Annotated in this window: 11 protein-coding genes and 1 pseudogene; 7 read left to right on the plus strand and 5 right to left on the minus strand. The window is 75.0% G+C overall.

The window, feature by feature from the left end; genetic code table 11:
- Positions 1-1,069 precede the first annotated feature (1,069 nt).
- The 3 genes and pseudogenes from guaA (at position 1,070) to ACIRS1_RS12535 (ending at position 3,885) form a co-directional block, all read left to right on the plus strand.
- Positions 1,070-2,665: a glutamine-hydrolyzing GMP synthase gene (gene guaA / locus ACIRS1_RS12525; RefSeq protein ID WP_360208994.1), complete on the plus strand. Its 1,596-nt coding sequence runs from the start codon at positions 1,070-1,072 to the stop codon at positions 2,663-2,665.
- 194 nt (positions 2,666-2,859) lie between these two features.
- A pseudogene (locus ACIRS1_RS12530) lies at positions 2,860-3,390 on the plus strand (DoxX family membrane protein); the annotation flags it as partial.
- 210 nt (positions 3,391-3,600) lie between these two features.
- Entirely contained in the window at positions 3,601-3,885 is a 285-nt protein-coding gene (locus tag ACIRS1_RS12535) for a Rieske (2Fe-2S) protein (protein WP_363364127.1), read from the plus strand.
- A gap of 21 nt (positions 3,886-3,906) precedes the next feature.
- Here the strand turns inward: ACIRS1_RS12535 and ACIRS1_RS12540 are convergent, their stop codons facing one another.
- Complete coding sequence (locus tag ACIRS1_RS12540) at positions 3,907-4,128, minus strand: hypothetical protein (RefSeq protein WP_360208991.1); 222 nt, start codon at positions 4,126-4,128, stop codon at positions 3,907-3,909.
- Entirely contained in the window at positions 4,125-5,561 is a 1,437-nt protein-coding gene (locus ACIRS1_RS12545) for a PspC domain-containing protein (RefSeq protein ID WP_402838832.1), read from the minus strand. The genes ACIRS1_RS12540 and ACIRS1_RS12545 overlap by 4 nt, the downstream gene beginning before the upstream one ends.
- Before the next feature lie 260 nt (positions 5,562-5,821).
- Here ACIRS1_RS12545 and ACIRS1_RS12550 point away from each other — a divergent pair, with 260 nt between their 5' ends.
- The 3 genes from ACIRS1_RS12550 to pcrA all read left to right on the plus strand — a co-directional run bounded on the left by ACIRS1_RS12550 (position 5,822) and on the right by pcrA (position 10,534).
- Entirely contained in the window at positions 5,822-7,156 is a 1,335-nt protein-coding gene (locus ACIRS1_RS12550; protein ID WP_387901313.1) for a PspC domain-containing protein, read from the plus strand.
- Complete coding sequence (locus ACIRS1_RS12555; protein WP_360208987.1) at positions 7,149-7,829, plus strand: response regulator transcription factor; 681 nt, start codon at positions 7,149-7,151, stop codon at positions 7,827-7,829. The genes ACIRS1_RS12550 and ACIRS1_RS12555 overlap by 8 nt, the downstream gene beginning before the upstream one ends.
- 89 nt (positions 7,830-7,918) lie before the next feature.
- A complete protein-coding gene (gene pcrA / locus ACIRS1_RS12560) occupies positions 7,919-10,534 on the plus strand; it encodes a DNA helicase PcrA (protein ID WP_360208984.1) in 2,616 nt (871 codons plus the stop codon).
- 76 nt (positions 10,535-10,610) lie between these two features.
- Here pcrA and ACIRS1_RS12565 read toward each other — a convergent pair whose 3' ends face one another.
- Entirely contained in the window at positions 10,611-11,426 is an 816-nt protein-coding gene (locus ACIRS1_RS12565) for a M23 family metallopeptidase (protein WP_402838835.1), read from the minus strand.
- A gap of 333 nt (positions 11,427-11,759) precedes the next feature.
- On the opposite strand from ACIRS1_RS12565, the gene ACIRS1_RS12570 reads away from it, so the two are divergent.
- A complete protein-coding gene (locus tag ACIRS1_RS12570) occupies positions 11,760-12,167 on the plus strand; it encodes a cobalamin B12-binding domain-containing protein (protein ID WP_350503520.1) in 408 nt (135 codons plus the stop codon).
- Between the two features lie 80 nt (positions 12,168-12,247).
- On the opposite strand, the gene ACIRS1_RS12575 is transcribed toward ACIRS1_RS12570, so the two are convergent.
- Positions 12,248-13,846: a DUF5691 domain-containing protein gene (locus ACIRS1_RS12575; RefSeq protein WP_402838837.1), complete on the minus strand. Its 1,599-nt coding sequence runs from the start codon at positions 13,844-13,846 to the stop codon at positions 12,248-12,250.
- Positions 13,847-13,857: 11 nt separating this feature from the next.
- On the minus strand, positions 13,858-15,171 hold the full coding sequence (locus ACIRS1_RS12580) for an SWIM zinc finger family protein (protein WP_402838839.1): 1,314 nt from the start codon (positions 15,169-15,171) through the stop codon (positions 13,858-13,860).
- Positions 15,172-15,354 lie beyond the last annotated feature (183 nt).

The raw sequence follows: 15,354 nt of genomic DNA on the forward strand, positions 1-15,354 counted from the left end.
CCCCGCCGGGGCGACCTGCCGCCGGGCCCACCCGGACGGTCGGGGTGGGCCCGGCGGCCCGGACAGGGCAAAGGGCCCCGCGGGGGTACGGGGCCCTTTGTCGTTCAGCACGCGGCGTCAGGGCTGCGCCGGTGCTGGGTGGACGGCGCCGGGGGAGGAGCGCCATCCGGTCGGTCGGCTCGGGGGTGCGCCGCCGCGGCCCGGCGTGGGTGACCGGTCGTGCGGGGCGCACGGGTGCCCGGGGCGGCGGGTCGGCGCAGGTCTGCGCCGGACCTTCGCTCACGGAGCGTGAGATCTCCTCCGGGGTTGCCGCAGCGCGCGGCGACCCCGGTCGGCCCTCCGCGGTGCGCCTTCCGGCGGCCGGGAGAACCTCTTCCACGCAGCATCGTGCTGGACGAAGGGCTTGCTCTGCAACCGATTCGGCACAGTTGGGTGCAATCCACAAAGTGCGGGTACCGACCTGCGGACGCCGTTCCGACCGGTTCCGCGGCTCCGGTCGGAGTGACGGCACCAGGCCGTCGATGATCACGGTGTGTAGTGGTGTGGGCGTTGCGGCGCACGGGGACGCGCGTAGCGGCGCGGGACGGCGGGGGTTGTGCGCCCGGGTGTGTCCGGCTCGTGCCGGGGGTGCGACGGCCGGCCCCGGGCGTCCCCGGGCCCGGCCGTCCCACCTCTCGGTCCAGTCGCGGCCGGGGTCGCTGTCCCCTGCTGTCCGGCCGCGGCACCCGCGCACGGTCCCACGGCGCCGCGCTCCCGGCGGGGCCGGGGCGGTGGCGCCACGCGCGCCGGTGGACTGGGATGAAGCTCCACGCGTGGTCCTGCAGCCCGTACGGCGGCGCCCCTGGCCGGGGCGAAGGCGGCGCGCCTGGCGGGCGCGGCGCGGTCGTACGGTCGTCAGAAGCAACGAAGCGCGGCCCCGCCCGGTCACGGTTCTTTGGACGGGCAGACGAGTGAAACCGGACAGCCCGGTAGAATCGGTGTCCAGACACCCCCACCCGTCGCCGCCGCGGCCCCCGCCGGGGAAGCGGTTCGGTGTGACACCTCTCGTACCGCTGCCGGAAGGCCGTCTGTGTCCTCTGCAATCCCCGTCCAGTCCGCGCCGGACAACGACCCCGTCCTGGTGGTCGACTTCGGTGCCCAGTACGCCCAGCTCATCGCCCGTCGGGTGCGTGAGGCGCGGGTCTACAGCGAGATCGTGCCGAGCAGCATGCCGGTCGCCGAGATGCTCGCCAAGAACCCCAAGGCGATCATCCTCTCCGGCGGTCCGTCGTCGGTCTACGAAGAGGGCGCGCCGCAGATCGACCGCGCGATCTTCGAGGCCGGTGTCCCGGTCTTCGGCATGTGCTACGGCTTCCAGCTGATGGCCAAGACCCTCGGCGGCACCGTCGACAACACCGGTGCCCGCGAGTACGGCCGCACCCCGCTGGTCGTCAGCCGCACCGGCTCCACCCTCTTCGAGGGCGTCCCGGCCCGGCACTCGGTGTGGATGTCGCACGGCGACGCCTGCTCCGCCGCCCCCGAGGGCTTCACCGTCACCGCCTCCACCGAGGTGGTCCCGGTCGCGGCCTTCGAGAACGACGAGGCCCGCCTGTACGGCGTCCAGTACCACCCCGAGGTGCTGCACTCCGACCACGGCCAGCAGATCCTCGAGCACTTCCTCTACCGCGGCGCGGGCATCGCCCCGACCTGGACCACCGGCAGCGTGGTCGAGGAGCAGGTGGCGCTGATCCGTGCCCAGGTCGGCACCAAGCGCGCGATCTGCGGCCTCTCCGGCGGCGTGGACTCCGCGGTCGCGGCCGCCCTGGTCAACAAGGCCGTCGGCGACCAGCTGACCTGCGTGTACGTCGACCACGGTCTGATGCGCAAGGGCGAGACCGAGCAGGTCGAGAAGGACTTCGTGGCGGCCACCGGCGTGCAGCTGAAGGTGGTCGACGCCGCCGAGCGCTTCCTGACCGCGCTGAAGGGGGTCACCGACCCCGAGGAGAAGCGCAAGATCATCGGCCGGGAGTTCATCCGGGTCTTCGAGCAGGCCCAGGCCGAGATCATCGCCGAGGCCGGCGAGCAGGGTGAGTCGGTCGACTTCCTGGTCCAGGGCACCCTGTACCCGGACGTGGTGGAGTCCGGTGGCGGCACCGGCACCGCCAACATCAAGTCCCACCACAACGTCGGCGGCCTGCCCGAGGACCTGCAGTTCCAGCTGGTCGAGCCGCTGCGCAAGCTGTTCAAGGACGAGGTCCGGATGGTCGGCCAGGAGCTGGGCCTGCCGGAGGAGATCGTCCAGCGCCAGCCGTTCCCGGGCCCGGGTCTGGGCATCCGGATCGTCGGCGAGGTCACCCAGGAGCGGCTCGACCTGCTCCGCGAGGCCGACGCGATCGCCCGCGAGGAGCTGACCGCGGCCGGTCTGGACCGGGAGATCTGGCAGTGCCCGGTCGTGCTGCTGGCCGACGTGCGCAGCGTCGGCGTGCAGGGCGACGGCCGCACCTACGGTCACCCGATCGTGCTGCGCCCGGTCTCGTCCGAGGACGCCATGACCGCCGACTGGTCGCGCCTGCCGTACGACGTGCTGGCCCGGATCTCCACCCGGATCACCAACGAGGTCCGCGACGTGAACCGCGTCGTCGTCGACGTCACCAGCAAGCCGCCGGGCACCATCGAGTGGGAGTAGCCACTCCCGCCGGACGCTGAGCCGGTGCTGAACGGCCGCGCCGTCGTTCCCGTATACAGGGGAGCGGCGGCGCGGCCGTTCGCGGTGGGGCTTCCGCCCACCGGGTGGGCCCTCCCACCGAAAGCGATCGGGACCGGGCAGAATGCGGACCGGACCTGTCAGGACGTGGCAGGCCGCGAGGGAAGGTGTGACGGATGTCGGAGGCCAGCAACTCCGTGGCGGTCGACGGGGGAGCGGCCGGTCGGGCCGACCGGGCGGCGCAGCGGCGGGCGTTCGCGTCCCGGTACGCGCTGCTGCCGCTGCGCCTCTTCCTCGGCGTCACGTTCGTGTACGCCGCCCTCGACAAGCTCTCCGACGGGCACTACCTGGCCGGCGCCGGCGACCCGGCCTCGTTCGTCTCGCAGACCCAGGCCGTCAGGGCCGGCAGCCCGATCTCCTTCCTGCTCGGCCCCGCCCTGGACGCCCCGACCCTGTTCGCGCTCGCCATCGCCTTCGGCGAGCTGGCGGTCGGCCTCGGCACCCTGCTCGGCCTCTGGGGCCGGGTGGCGGCGCTCGGCGGCGCGCTGATCAACCTGAGCCTCTGGCTGACCGTCAGCTGGAGCGTCTCGCCGTACTACCTGGGCAACGACCTCGCCTACCTGATGGCCTGGACCCCGCTGCTGCTGGCCGGCACCCCGTACCTGTCGGTGGACGGCTACCTGGCCGCCCGGGCCGGCCGGGACCGGGCGCGCGGCCTCGCCGAGGACCGGGTCAAGCGCCGGGCCCTGGTGGACGGCGGGATCGCCGCCGTCGCGATCGGCGGCGCCGGGCTGCTCACCGGCTCGCTCACCCGGACCTTCGGCCGGGGCGGGAAGTCCGCGGCCAAGCAGTCCGCGGCCCCGGTCAGCTCCGCCCCGGCCCCCGCCGGGCCGGCCCCCTCGGTGCCCGCCGCGAGCGTGCCGGTCGGCGGCTCGGCCCAGGTCAAGGACCCGGCCACCGGTGACGCCGTCTACATCGTGCAGCCCAAGGCCGGCCAGTACTGCGGCCTCTCCTCGGTGTGCACCCATTCCGGCTGCGCGGTCGACGCCCCGAAGAACGGCCAGCTGTACTGCCCCTGCCACGGCTCCCGGTTCGACGCCGCCACCGGCGCGGTGGTCAACGGCCCGGCGGTGAAGCCGCTGCCGAGGTACGGCGTGACCAAGGACGGCGACCAGCTGAAGCTCGGTCCGCTGCAGAGCTGACCGCTCCGCACGTCGCCGCGGTCACCCGCCGTCGCGTTCGCCGCCGTCGCCGCGGTTGCGCCGGGCGACCGCGGCGACGGCGCCGACCAGGCCGCCGAGGCCGAGCACGATGAAGGTGACCGGGATGACGATCCGGCCGTTCACGGTCTGGTCGTTGAGCGCCGCGACCAGGTAGAGCACGGCGATCGTGGTGAACAGTCCGCCCGCGATCAGCGAGAACGGGTCGAGCCGGTGCTTCCTCACTGCTGGACCTCCACCTTGATGTTGCCGAGGCCGACCGAGAGTTCCAGGTCGATCGTGCCCTTGGACGTCTGACCGCCGACGGGTTGCAGCAGGTAGGTGTGGCGACCGGTGCCGTCGTCGCGGCCGCCCGGGACGGAGACGTTGCCGAGGCCCGTCCGGGTCACCAGGTTCACCGTCGCGTCCGGCGGCAGTACCACGGTCAGTTCGCCGACGCCCAGCTCGGCGCGGCTGGTGAGGGTCGCGCCGGTGGTGTCCAGCGCGCTCAGGTCGAGGTGGAGCTCGCCGGCGCCGAGGGTGTACTTGGGCGCCAGGTCGGTCGTCGCGGTGACGGTGAAGTCGCGCCGCCCGACCGCGTCGCGCACGGAGTCCGGGGAGTGGCCGACGAAGGTCAGCGCCAGGGTGATCAGCAGGCCGATCGCCGCGAGCTTGCGGGCCCGGCCGAACTTCGCGCCGAGCAGCAGGGTCAGACCGACCACCAGCAGCGCGGTGGCCAGCACCGTCGTGCTCAGCACCCCGAGATCGGTGTGGCCGACCGAGGCGGACCAGACCGCGGCGCCCGCGCCGATCGCCAGCAGCAGGCCGAAGAACCCCAGCGCGGAGCGCTCCCGCGGGTGCCGGACGGCGGCGGGCCGCGGCTGGCGGGGCGGGCCGTCCTTGCGCAGCGGATCGCCCTCGGGCAGGTCGGCGCGCTGCCACCAGGGCTGGGCCGGGCCGCCGGCGGGCGGCACCGGGGTGCCGTACGGCGGGGTGCCGGTGCCGCCGTAGGGGTTGCGGTCGGGGTGGCGCGGGTCCCACAGGTAGCCGCTCGGGCCGGGGGCCGGGGAGTCGGCGGGCACCGTGCCGGCGGCCTGCGCTGCGGCGTGCCGGGCGCGGGCGGCCGCGTCCTCCTCCGGCCGGGACCAGGGGTGGCCGCCCTGGTCGTCCTCGGGGAAGTGCCGGTCGTACGGGCCGCCACGGCGGCGTCCGCGCACCCGGCCGCGGCGCCGCTCGGGGTCGTAGCGCACCGCCAGGAAGACCAGGCCGGCGAGCAGCAGCAGCGGGAAGAGCTGGCCTTCGTCGCCCATCGAGGAGAAGAACACCCCGGTGCCGATCACGGTCAGCAGCACCGCGCCGACCGACTGGCCGTCCACCCGGCCGGTGAGCACCCGCTGGAGTTCGGTGCGCCCCTGCCGGTCCTCGCCCCTGCCGTCCGGCACCGGCTCGGTCGGGACGACCAGCCAGGCCAGGCCGTACAGGAAGAGCCCGAGGCCGCCGGAGAGGCAGAGCACCACGATGACGACCCGGAAGACCACCGGGTCGATGTCCAGGTGCCGTCCGAGACCGCCGCAGACACCGGCCACCACGCGGTGGTGCCGTGCCCTGGTCAGCGGCGGGCGGTCCGGTTCCGGCGGGGCGGCGGGCCCGGCCTCCTCGATGCGGTGGTCCTCGGTCATGGGCACCATCCTCCCGGCTGGGCCCGGCCCGCCCAACCGGTGGGAGCCCTGTCCGTACCCTGACCCGTCCCTGAGAAGGGCTTAGGGACACACCCTGATGCGCCCGCGTGCGCGAGCGTGGAACCATCGGTGCCGTGGCAGCACCCGGTACCGATCCCCGACCCCTCGCCCCCGACACCGCGTCGGCGGGCACCGACCCGAGCGTGCCCGACGGCGGGCGGCCGCCCTACCGACGGCTCTACCGCAGCCCGCAGGGACGGATGCTCGGCGGTGTGGCGCACGGCCTCGCGGTGCACCTCGGGCTGCCGGTGCGGTGGGTCCGGCTGGCGTTCGTGCTGCTGTTCTTCGCGCAGGGCATCGGCGCCCTGCTGTACGCGGCGTTCTGGTTCGTGGTGCCGATCGGCATCGGCGAGCCGGCGCAGCGCGGCGGCGCGCACTGGGTGTACGTCAACGGCGGCTTCGTCCCGACCGGCCAGGGGCAGCAGCAGGGCGGGGCGCTGACCAAGGGCGGCCGCGGCGGCTGGCTCGGCCGGCTGCGCGAGCTGCTGCAGCACGCGCTGCAGGGCGAACCGGCCGCGCCGGCCGCGGAGGGGGAGGGCGCCGCGCCCGGCGGCCGCCCCGGTCAGGGCGGGCTCGGCCAGCTCGCCGCCCTGGTGATCACGGTGATCGGCCTGATCGCGCTGCTGAACGTGCTGGGCGTGCAGACCGCCAAGCCGTACACCTGGCCGCTGCTCGCGATCGGCGTCGGCGTCGCGCTGGTCTGGCGGCAGGCCGACGACTCGCGCTGGCAGCGCTGGTTCGGCCTGGAGGAGGGCGACCGGCGCCGCGGCGCCTACACCCGGGTCGGCGTCGGCGTGCTGCTCGTGGTGGGCGGCACCATCGCCTTCCTCGCCGTGCAGGGCAGCGGCTCGACCCTCGGGTCGGTCGTCGAGGCCTCGCTCGCGGTGCTCGCAGGGGTGCTGGTCCTGCTCGGCCCGTACGGGCTGCGCCTGTGGCAGGACCTCGGCGCCGAGCGCACCGCCCGCATCCGGGCTCAGGAGCGGGCCGAGATCGCCGCGCACGTGCACGACTCGGTGCTGCACACCCTGACCCTGATCCAGCGTCGGGCCGAGGACCCCAAGGAGGTGCTGCGGCTGGCCCGCGCCCAGGAGCGCGAGCTGCGGCTCTGGCTGTACCGCCCGGAGGCCGCCGCGGAGGCCGCCCCGGACACCATGGCGGAGAGCCTGCGGGCCGTCGTGGCGGAGGTGGAGGACCGGCACGGCGTCCCGGTCGAGCTGGTGATCGTCGGCGACTGCCCGATGGACGAGCGGATCGCGGCACAGATGCAGGCCGCGAGGGAGGCGACCGTCAACGCGGCCAAGTACGGTGGCGGGGGACCGGTCCAGGTCTACGCCGAGGTCGAGGGGAGGACCGTGATGGTGTTCGTCCGCGACCACGGCCCCGGCTTCGACCCCGACACGGTGCCGGAGGACCGGATGGGCGTACGGGAGTCGATCATCGGCCGGATGAAGCGCAACGGCGGCACCGCACGGGTGCGGCCCGCGCCGGACGGCGGGACCGAGGTCGAGCTGGAGATGGAGAGAACGAATGACTGAGGCAGCTCCGGAGCGCACGGCGAGGGTCGTCCTGGTGGACGACCACCGGATGTTCCGGACGGGGGTCAGGGCCGAGATCGGCCGCACCGACGTGACCGGCATCGACGTGGTCGGCGAGGCCGACGACGTGGAGTCGGCGGTCCGGGTCGTCGCCGAGACCAGGCCGGACGTGGTGCTGCTCGACGTCCACCTGCCCGGCGGCGGCGGCGTCGAGGTGCTGCGCCGCTCGGCCGGGCTGATGGGCGAGGCGGGGGGAGCGGTCAAGTTCCTGGCGCTGTCGGTGTCGGACGCCGCCGAGGACGTCATCGGCGTCATCCGCGGCGGTGCCCGCGGCTACGTCACCAAGACGATCACCGGGACCGACCTGGTCAACGCGGTCTTCCGGATCGCGGACGGCGACGCGGTGTTCTCGCCGCGGCTGGCCGGCTTCGTGCTGGACGCCTTCGCCGCGACGGACACCCCGCCGGTCGACGAGGACCTGGACCGGCTCACCCAGCGCGAGCGCGAGGTCCTGCGCCTGATCGCGCGCGGGTACGCCTACAAGGAGATCGCCAAGCAGCTGTTCATCTCGGTGAAGACGGTGGAGAGCCACGTCTCCGCCGTGCTGCGGAAGCTGCAGCTCAGCAACCGGCACGAGCTGACCCGCTGGGCCACCGCCCGCCGCCTGGTCTGAGCCCGCACCCGGGCCCCGTCGAGCCCGCCCGGCCCGTTCCGTACGGGCCGGGCGGGCTTGTCGGTGGGTGGCCATAGACTCGGAGTGCCATGAGTAGCCTCTTTGACGACCTCCCGCTCCCCGGTTTCGAGGCCCCCGCCGCCGGGTCGAAGCAGCCCGCCGCACCCATCGACGAGGAGCCTCCGCCGTACGAGGGCGACGTCCCGTACGACGCCTACGAGGAGGCGATCCCGGACGGCTTGTTCCACACCGACCACGCCGCCGAGGCCGAGCGGGACGCCTGGTACCGCAACGGCGCCGCCCGCCCGGTGGTGGACCCGGCCCAGCTGCTGGAGGGCATGAACGACCCGCAGCGCGAGGCGGTGCTGCACGCGGGTTCGCCACTGCTCATCGTGGCCGGCGCCGGCTCCGGCAAGACCCGGGTGCTGACCCACCGGATCGCCCACCTGCTCGGCGCCCGCGGCGTGCAGCCCGGCGAGATCCTGGCCATCACCTTCACCAACAAGGCCGCCGGCGAGATGCGCGAGCGCGTCGAGGCCCTGGTCGGCCCGCGGGCCCGGGCGATGTGGGTCTCCACCTTCCACAGCGCGTGCGTGCGGATCCTGCGCCGCGAGTCCAAGCTGCTGGGCTTCACCTCCAGCTTCTCGATCTACGACTCGGCCGACTCGCAGCGCCTGATGTCGCTGGTCTGCCGCGACCTCGACCTGGACCCGAAGCAGTTCCCGCCGAAGTCCTTCACGGCGAAGGTCAGCAACCTCAAGAACGAGCTGATCGACGAGGAGACCTTCGCCGACCAGGCCGCCAACCCGATGGAGAAGAAGCTCGCCGAGGCGTACGCCCTCTACCAGCGGCGGCTGCGCGAGGCCAACGCGCTGGACTTCGACGACATCATCATGACGACGGTGAACCTGCTGCAGGCCTTCCCCGACGTCGCGGAGCACTACCGGCGGCGGTTCCGGCACATCCTCGTCGACGAGTACCAGGACACCAACCACGCCCAGTACATGCTGGTCCGGGAGCTGAGCGGGGGCTCCGTCGCCGCCGCGCCCAGGCGCACCGTCGACGGGGACTTCGTGAACCCGGCCGCCGCCCACCTCGCCGAGGTGCCGCCCGCCGAGCTGTGCGTGGTCGGTGACGCGGACCAGTCGATCTACGCCTTCCGCGGCGCGACGATCCGCAACATCCTCCAGTTCGAGGAGGACTACCCGAACGCGACCACGATCCTGCTGGAGCAGAACTACCGCTCCACGCAGACCATCCTGAGCGCCGCCAACTCCGTCATCGAGCGCAACGCCAACCGGCGCGAGAAGAAGCTCTGGACGGCCGGCGAGCACGGCGAGAAGGTCGTCGGCTACGTCGCGGACGACGAGCACGGCGAGGCCCAGTTCATCGCCGACGAGATCGACCGGCTCACCGACGCGGGCGACGCCAAGCCCGGCGACGTCGCGATCTTCTACCGGACCAACGCCCAGTCCCGCGTGTTCGAGGAGGTGTTCATCCGGGTCGGCCTGCCGTACAAGGTGGTCGGCGGGGTGCGCTTCTACGAGCGCAAGGAGGTCCGGGACGTCCTGGCGTACCTGCGGGTGCTCTCCAACCCGGAGGACACCGTGCCGCTGCGCCGGATCCTCAACGTGCCCAAGCGCGGCATCGGCGAGCGGGCCGAGGCGATGATCGACGCGCTGGCCGCGCGGGAGCGGATCTCCTTCGCCCAGGCGCTGCTGCGGGTCGACGAGGCGTACGGGATGGCCGCGCGCTCGGCCAACGCGGTGAAGAAGTTCAACGTGCTGCTGGCCGGTCTGCGGCAGGTCGTCGAGTCGGGCGCCGGCCCGGCCGCGGTGCTGGAGGCCGTCCTGGAGGAGACCGGCTACCTCGCCGAGCTCCAGGCCTCCACCGACCCGCAGGACGAGACCAGGGTGGAGAACCTCCAGGAGCTCGCCTCGGTGGCGCTGGAGTACGAGCAGGACCCGGGCGAGCGGCCGGACGCCGGCGAGGACGGCGCGCCGCCGGTCGGCTCGCTCGCCGACTTCCTGGAGCGGGTCGCGCTGGTCGCCGACTCCGACCAGATCCCGGACGAGGACGAGGAGGGCCGGGGCGTCATCACGATGATGACCCTGCACACCGCCAAGGGCCTGGAGTTCCCGGTGGTCTTCCTGACCGGCATGGAGGACGGCATCTTCCCGCACATGCGGGCGCTCAACCAGGTCAAGGAGCTGGAGGAGGAGCGGCGGCTCGCCTACGTGGGGCTCACCCGCGCGCGGGAGCGGCTCTACCTGACCCGCTCGGTGCTGCGCAGCGCCTGGGGGCAGCCCGCCTACAACCCGGCCTCGCGGTTCCTGGAGGAGATCCCGGACACCCTGGTGGAGTGGAAGCGGACGGGCGCGGCGCAGGCACCGGCGGCGCGCGGCTTCTCCTCGGGCTCGTCCTGGGGCAGGTCCTCGTCCGGGGGCGGGGGGCAGCGCTCCTCCGCGTCCGCCTCGGCCGCCCCGAAGGCGGGCTGGGGGCAGTCGGCGCGGCGCGGCGGCAAGGTCGTCGAGCGGGACGTCGTCTCGCTGGCGGTCGGGGACCGCGTCACCCACGACACCTTCGGACTGGGCACGGTGGTGGGCGTCACCGGTGTCGGCGACCGGGCCCAGGCCACCGTCGACTTCGGCACGGAGGGGCGCAAGCAGCTGCTGCTGCGGTACGCACCGGTGGAGAAGCTCTGACCCCCCGGGCCGGGTGCCGGGCAGGGCCTGGCGGGGGCCGGTCCCAGCGGGAGTCCGGCCTGGCGGGGGGCCGGTCCTAGCGGGGGTCCAGTCCGTTCGAGAGGAACCACGGCAGCGGGTCGACCGGCCCGCTGCCGGCCGGGCGGATCTCGAAGTGCAGGTGCGGCCCGGTGCTGTTGCCGCTGCTGCCGACGAAGGCGATCACGTCGCCCTGCTTCACCGGGCCCTTGCGGACCTTGTACGCCCGCAGGTGGCAGTACCAGGCCTCGGTGCCGTCGGGCATCTTCAGTATCGACATGTAGCCGTACGACGGGTTCCACTGCGTGCGGATGGTGCCGTCCGTGACGGCCACGACCTGGGTGCCGCCGTCCACCGGGAAGTCGATGCCGGTGTGGCGGTTCGCCCAGTGGGTGCCCGCCTCGCCGAACAGCTCGCCGAGGCCGTGCTGGGCGACCGGCATGACCACCTTGGGCTGGGCGGGTTCGGCGGTCGGCTGGGCGGTCGGGGCGGCGCCGGGGGCCGTGGCGTCGGCGGGCTGGGCGCCGGACAGCGGCTGCCGGGCGTCGCCGCGGGAGGCCTGGGCCTGGTCGCCGACGGCGAGCGCCTGCTGCGCGGACGCCTTCGCGGCCGTGGCGGCCGTGCCGTCCGGGGCGTCGGCCGCCGTCGACTGCGGGGGGACCCGGCCGGCCGCCTGCGCGCGCTGGTCGGCCTCGCCCTGCACGGTGACCGCCGCGGCGGCGGCGACCCCGAGCGCGGCCACCGACGGCAGCGCGACCCGCAGCAACGCCGTCCGGGTGGCGGCCCGGGCGGCGCCGCGGCGCTGGGCGCGGGACTGCTCGCGGGCCGCGAGGCGCAGCTCCGCACGGGTCGGGCGGGCTGCTTCGGGAGCCATCGGGGGCTGCCTCCTCGGTGGGCCTCGGGCGCGTCGTCGGGCGTGGGGGAAAACCGGGGGAAAACAGCCGAGACTGTAGTCGCAAGGCCGACGCCCCCGAAAAACCAGCGCTTGTCAAGGGGTCGGCCGGGGGTCCGTGCGGACGGCGGTGGACGGGTATACCCACTGGTAGCAAGGCCGGTGGCTTGTGACTTTGCCCTCCTCTTGGGGGGTGGCACGACCAACGGGGCCGGGTGGCGCTAACCTCCCCTCAGGTTGGTTATTGACCGTTAACCGAGCCCGCGGCCCACGAGGTCCGGTCGGACGGTGGACGACGAGGTCCAGGAGGCAGTCATGAGTGTGTCGGGGCCGATCCGTGTGGTGGTCGCCAAGCCGGGGCTCGACGGTCACGACCGTGGCGCCAAGGTCATTGCGCGCGCCCTGCGCGACGCCGGTATGGAGGTCATCTACACCGGGCTGCACCAGACGCCCGAGCAGGTCGTCGACACCGCGATCCAGGAGGACGCGGACGGCATCGGGCTGTCGATCCTGTCCGGCGCCCACATGACGCTGTGCGCGCGGGTGCTGGAGCTGCTGAAGGAGCGCGACGCCGAGGACATCAAGGTGTTCTGCGGCGGCATCATCCCGGACGAGGACATCGCCGAGCTCAAGGCCATGGGCGTCGCCGACATCTTCACCCCGGGCACGCCCACCCGAGACGTCGTCGCCTGGGTCGAGGCCAACCTGCGGGCGGCCGGCTGAGGCCCGCCCCTCCCACGAAGCGGTAGCGCGCACGGCGGAGCGGGCCGCCCCCTCCGGAGGGGGCGGCCCGCTCCGCCGCGTCAGCCGCCGAGTTCGGCGAGCATCGCCGCCCGGAAGCGCAGCGTCCCGGCCAGCCGGGCGAAGGTCTCCGACCACGCGGAGTCCGGGGCGGCCCCGGCGGCCAGCTCCTCCACGGCGGCCGCCGTCTCCGGGGCGAGCGCCCGCTCCGTCATCCCGAGCACCCCGCTGTGGCTCCACGGGTACGCGCCCGAGCCGGCGGCCCGGGCCAGGGCCGTCACCACGGCGGTGGACAGCGGCGGCGTCCACGGGGTGGCGCAGGCGCCCAGCAACTGGAAGGCCTCGCCGAGGCCGTGCACCTCGATGAACGCGGCCGTCCAGGCGGCCCGCTCCCCGGGCGGGAGGACGGCCAGCAGCTTGGCCGGGGCGCCGGTGGCGCGCGGCGCACGGGGCCGTCCGGAGCCGCGGACGGGCGGGGCGGGGGCGGGGCCGAGCAGCGCCCGGGCCCAGTCGGCGTCGTGCTGGCGGACGGCGGCCCGCGCCCAGGCCTCCCGCAGGTCGTCGGCCCAGCTGCTGCTGGTCTCGTCGATGCTGTCGCCGACCCGCAGGGCCAGCAGCTGCTCCGGGGTCAGGCCGGTGCTGCGGGGCCAGGTGGCGAGCGGCGCGGCGGCGACCACCTCGCCGAACCACCAGGCCCGCTCGCCGCGCCCGGTGGGGGAGGCGGGCGCGATGCCGTCGCGCTGCATGGCCGCGTCGCACTCGGCGGGCGGGGTGACCAGCAGGTGCGTGCCGGCGTCGGCGAGGCGGACGGCGGCCAGCGCGCGCTCGGCCATCCGGTGGGCCAGGGCCGAGCCGGGCAGGGTGGAGAGCAGCTCGGCGGCCGTGGCGCGGACGTTCTTGCTGCGGTCCCCGAGGGCGGCCTCCAGGAACGGTTCGTCGGCGGCGGAGAGGCCGTCCTGCAGGGCGTCCAGGAAGAGCAGGCGGTCCTCGGCGCGCTCGGTGGGCCAGGTGCCGCTCAGCAGTTCCAGACCGGCCGCCGGGTCCCGGCGGCGCAGCAGGGTGAGGTGGGTGACCCGTTCGGCGAACAGGCCCTCGTGCCACAGGTGGTGGTCGACGGGCTGCCCGGGCCGTCCGGCCGGATCGCCCGCGGTGCGCAGCACGAACCGCCAGTCAGGGTTCTGCTCGGCCAGCCAGCGGCCCAGCGGGCCGGCCAACGCGACCGCGTCGGGGCGCAGTTCGCTGCGGGCCCGGGCGGCGTCGAGCAGGCCGGGTATCAGGGCGCCGGGCGGCCGCAGGCCCCGGGCGCGCGCGGTGGCGAGCCACTGCGGGAGCAGTTCGGCCAGGTTGGCCAGGGTGCTGCCGCCGGTGCCGCCGGAGCGGCCGGCCAGCAGCACGGCGAGCCGGCGGGCGGCCGGCTCGGGCAGCACCGGGCGCCGGTCCTCCGGCGCGGGCGGGCCGGGCGGGCCAGCGGCCGGCACGGGCAGGGCGCCGGCCCGGCGGCGGACGGTGGCGAGCGCGGCCAGCTCCAGCAGGGCGGTGGCCGGGTCGGACCGGTCGACCTCGTCCGCGAGCGGCAGCGCGGCGGCCGGGAGCGGGCGGCGGTCGGTGCCGAGCAGCGCGGTGGTGTGCAGGGTCTCCCACGGGTCCTGGGTGGTCGTCATGTCCGTTGCTCCTACGCAGTGGTGAGGCCGATCGGGCGGTCCTGGCCGGACCAGGCCGTAACCGGGGCGAAGCCCTGGTGGCCGTACTCGCCGAAGACGGTCAGCGGGCGGCCGGTGGAGACCGCGGCCAGCCGCCACAGCGCCGCCTCGGGGACGGCCGGGCCGTGCACGGGCACGGTGTGGTGGCCGTCCGTCAGGTGCCAGCCGTCGGGGGTGCGGACCGGCACGACCCCGGCGAGGACGGTCGGCCAGCTCTCCAGCCACGGGTCGTCGGCGACGGCGGTGCCGTAGCCGGCCACCGCCTCGGCGACGGCGAGGCCGTCGGGCGGGTCGGCCGGGCCGGGGGCGGGGGCGCCGTAGCGGGTGCCGAGGGCGGCGCGCAGCGGGCGGGCACCGGGGTGGAAGGCGAGGTCGGCCTCCAGCAGGTGGCCGGTGGGCAGGGCGAGGTCGGGGGCCTGGCCAGGCCGGCCGAAGGCCAGCAGCAGGGCGGGCCGGCCGGTCTTGGCGCCGCGCAGCCAGACCCGGCGGGTGGTCAGCCGGTCGTCGGAGCCCCCTTCCATCTGCACCGTCCGGCTGCCGAGCACCTGCCAGCGGTCGCGGACGGTGGGCCCGGCCAGGACCTCGGCGGTGTCGGCGGGGTAGCCGACCCGGGTGCGGACGGTCGCGGCGAGGTCGGCCGGCAGTTCGTCGAGGCGGGTGGCGGCGGTGGCGAGCAGGTGGAGCATCGCGTACTCCTCCAGGAGGAGGTCGGAGGGGACGGTGTCGAGCGTGCGGACCCGGGTGGCCAGGCCGGGTGCCTGCGCGTCGACCATCCGGGCGGCGACCGCCTCCCAGGGGCCGGCGGCGGACTGGTCGGCCAGGCCGTGCCGGACCCGGTCGGCCAGCCGCAGCCGGAGCTCGGCGGCGCCGGCGGCCACCCGGGCGCCCCGCTTCTCGGCCCGGCGGCGGGCGGCGGCAGGGTCGGCCGGGGCGGCGGCGCGCTTCTCGGCGCGCTCCCCGCGGGCCCGGAGCCAGTCGGCTGCCCAGTCGGCCGGCTCGGCGGCCGGGACGGCCTGCGGGGCGCCCGTCCAGAGCAGGAGGAGCCCGAGCGCGTGCTTGCACGGGAACTTCCGGCTGGGGCAGCTGCACTGGTAGGCGGGCGTGGCGAGCTCGACCACGGTGCGGTACGGCGTGCTGCCGCTGCCCCGGCACTCGCCCCAGACCGCGGTGCCGTCGGTGCCCGCCCGGGACCACGGCGCGGGCGAGGAGAGCTTGCCGGCCGCCTTCTGCGACGCGGCGTCAGGTGCCAGGGACAGGACGTGTTCGGTGCTCCAGCGTTCCTCCATGCGACCGACGGTAGGCGGCGGCACTGACATCGCCCGGGTGCCCGTCAGGCCCGCGCGCGAGGGCGCCCGCCGGTCCGTCAGGTGATGTCAGTGGCCCGGTGCAAGGTGGTTCCGCAGGCCGGGACGCCGACCTGGCTCCCCCCGATCACCCCGCCGCCGGGGCACCCGTGCACCCGGCGGCCG

Source organism: Kitasatospora sp. NPDC101176 (genome assembly GCF_044768035.1).
GTDB lineage: Bacteria > Actinomycetota > Actinomycetes > Streptomycetales > Streptomycetaceae > Kitasatospora.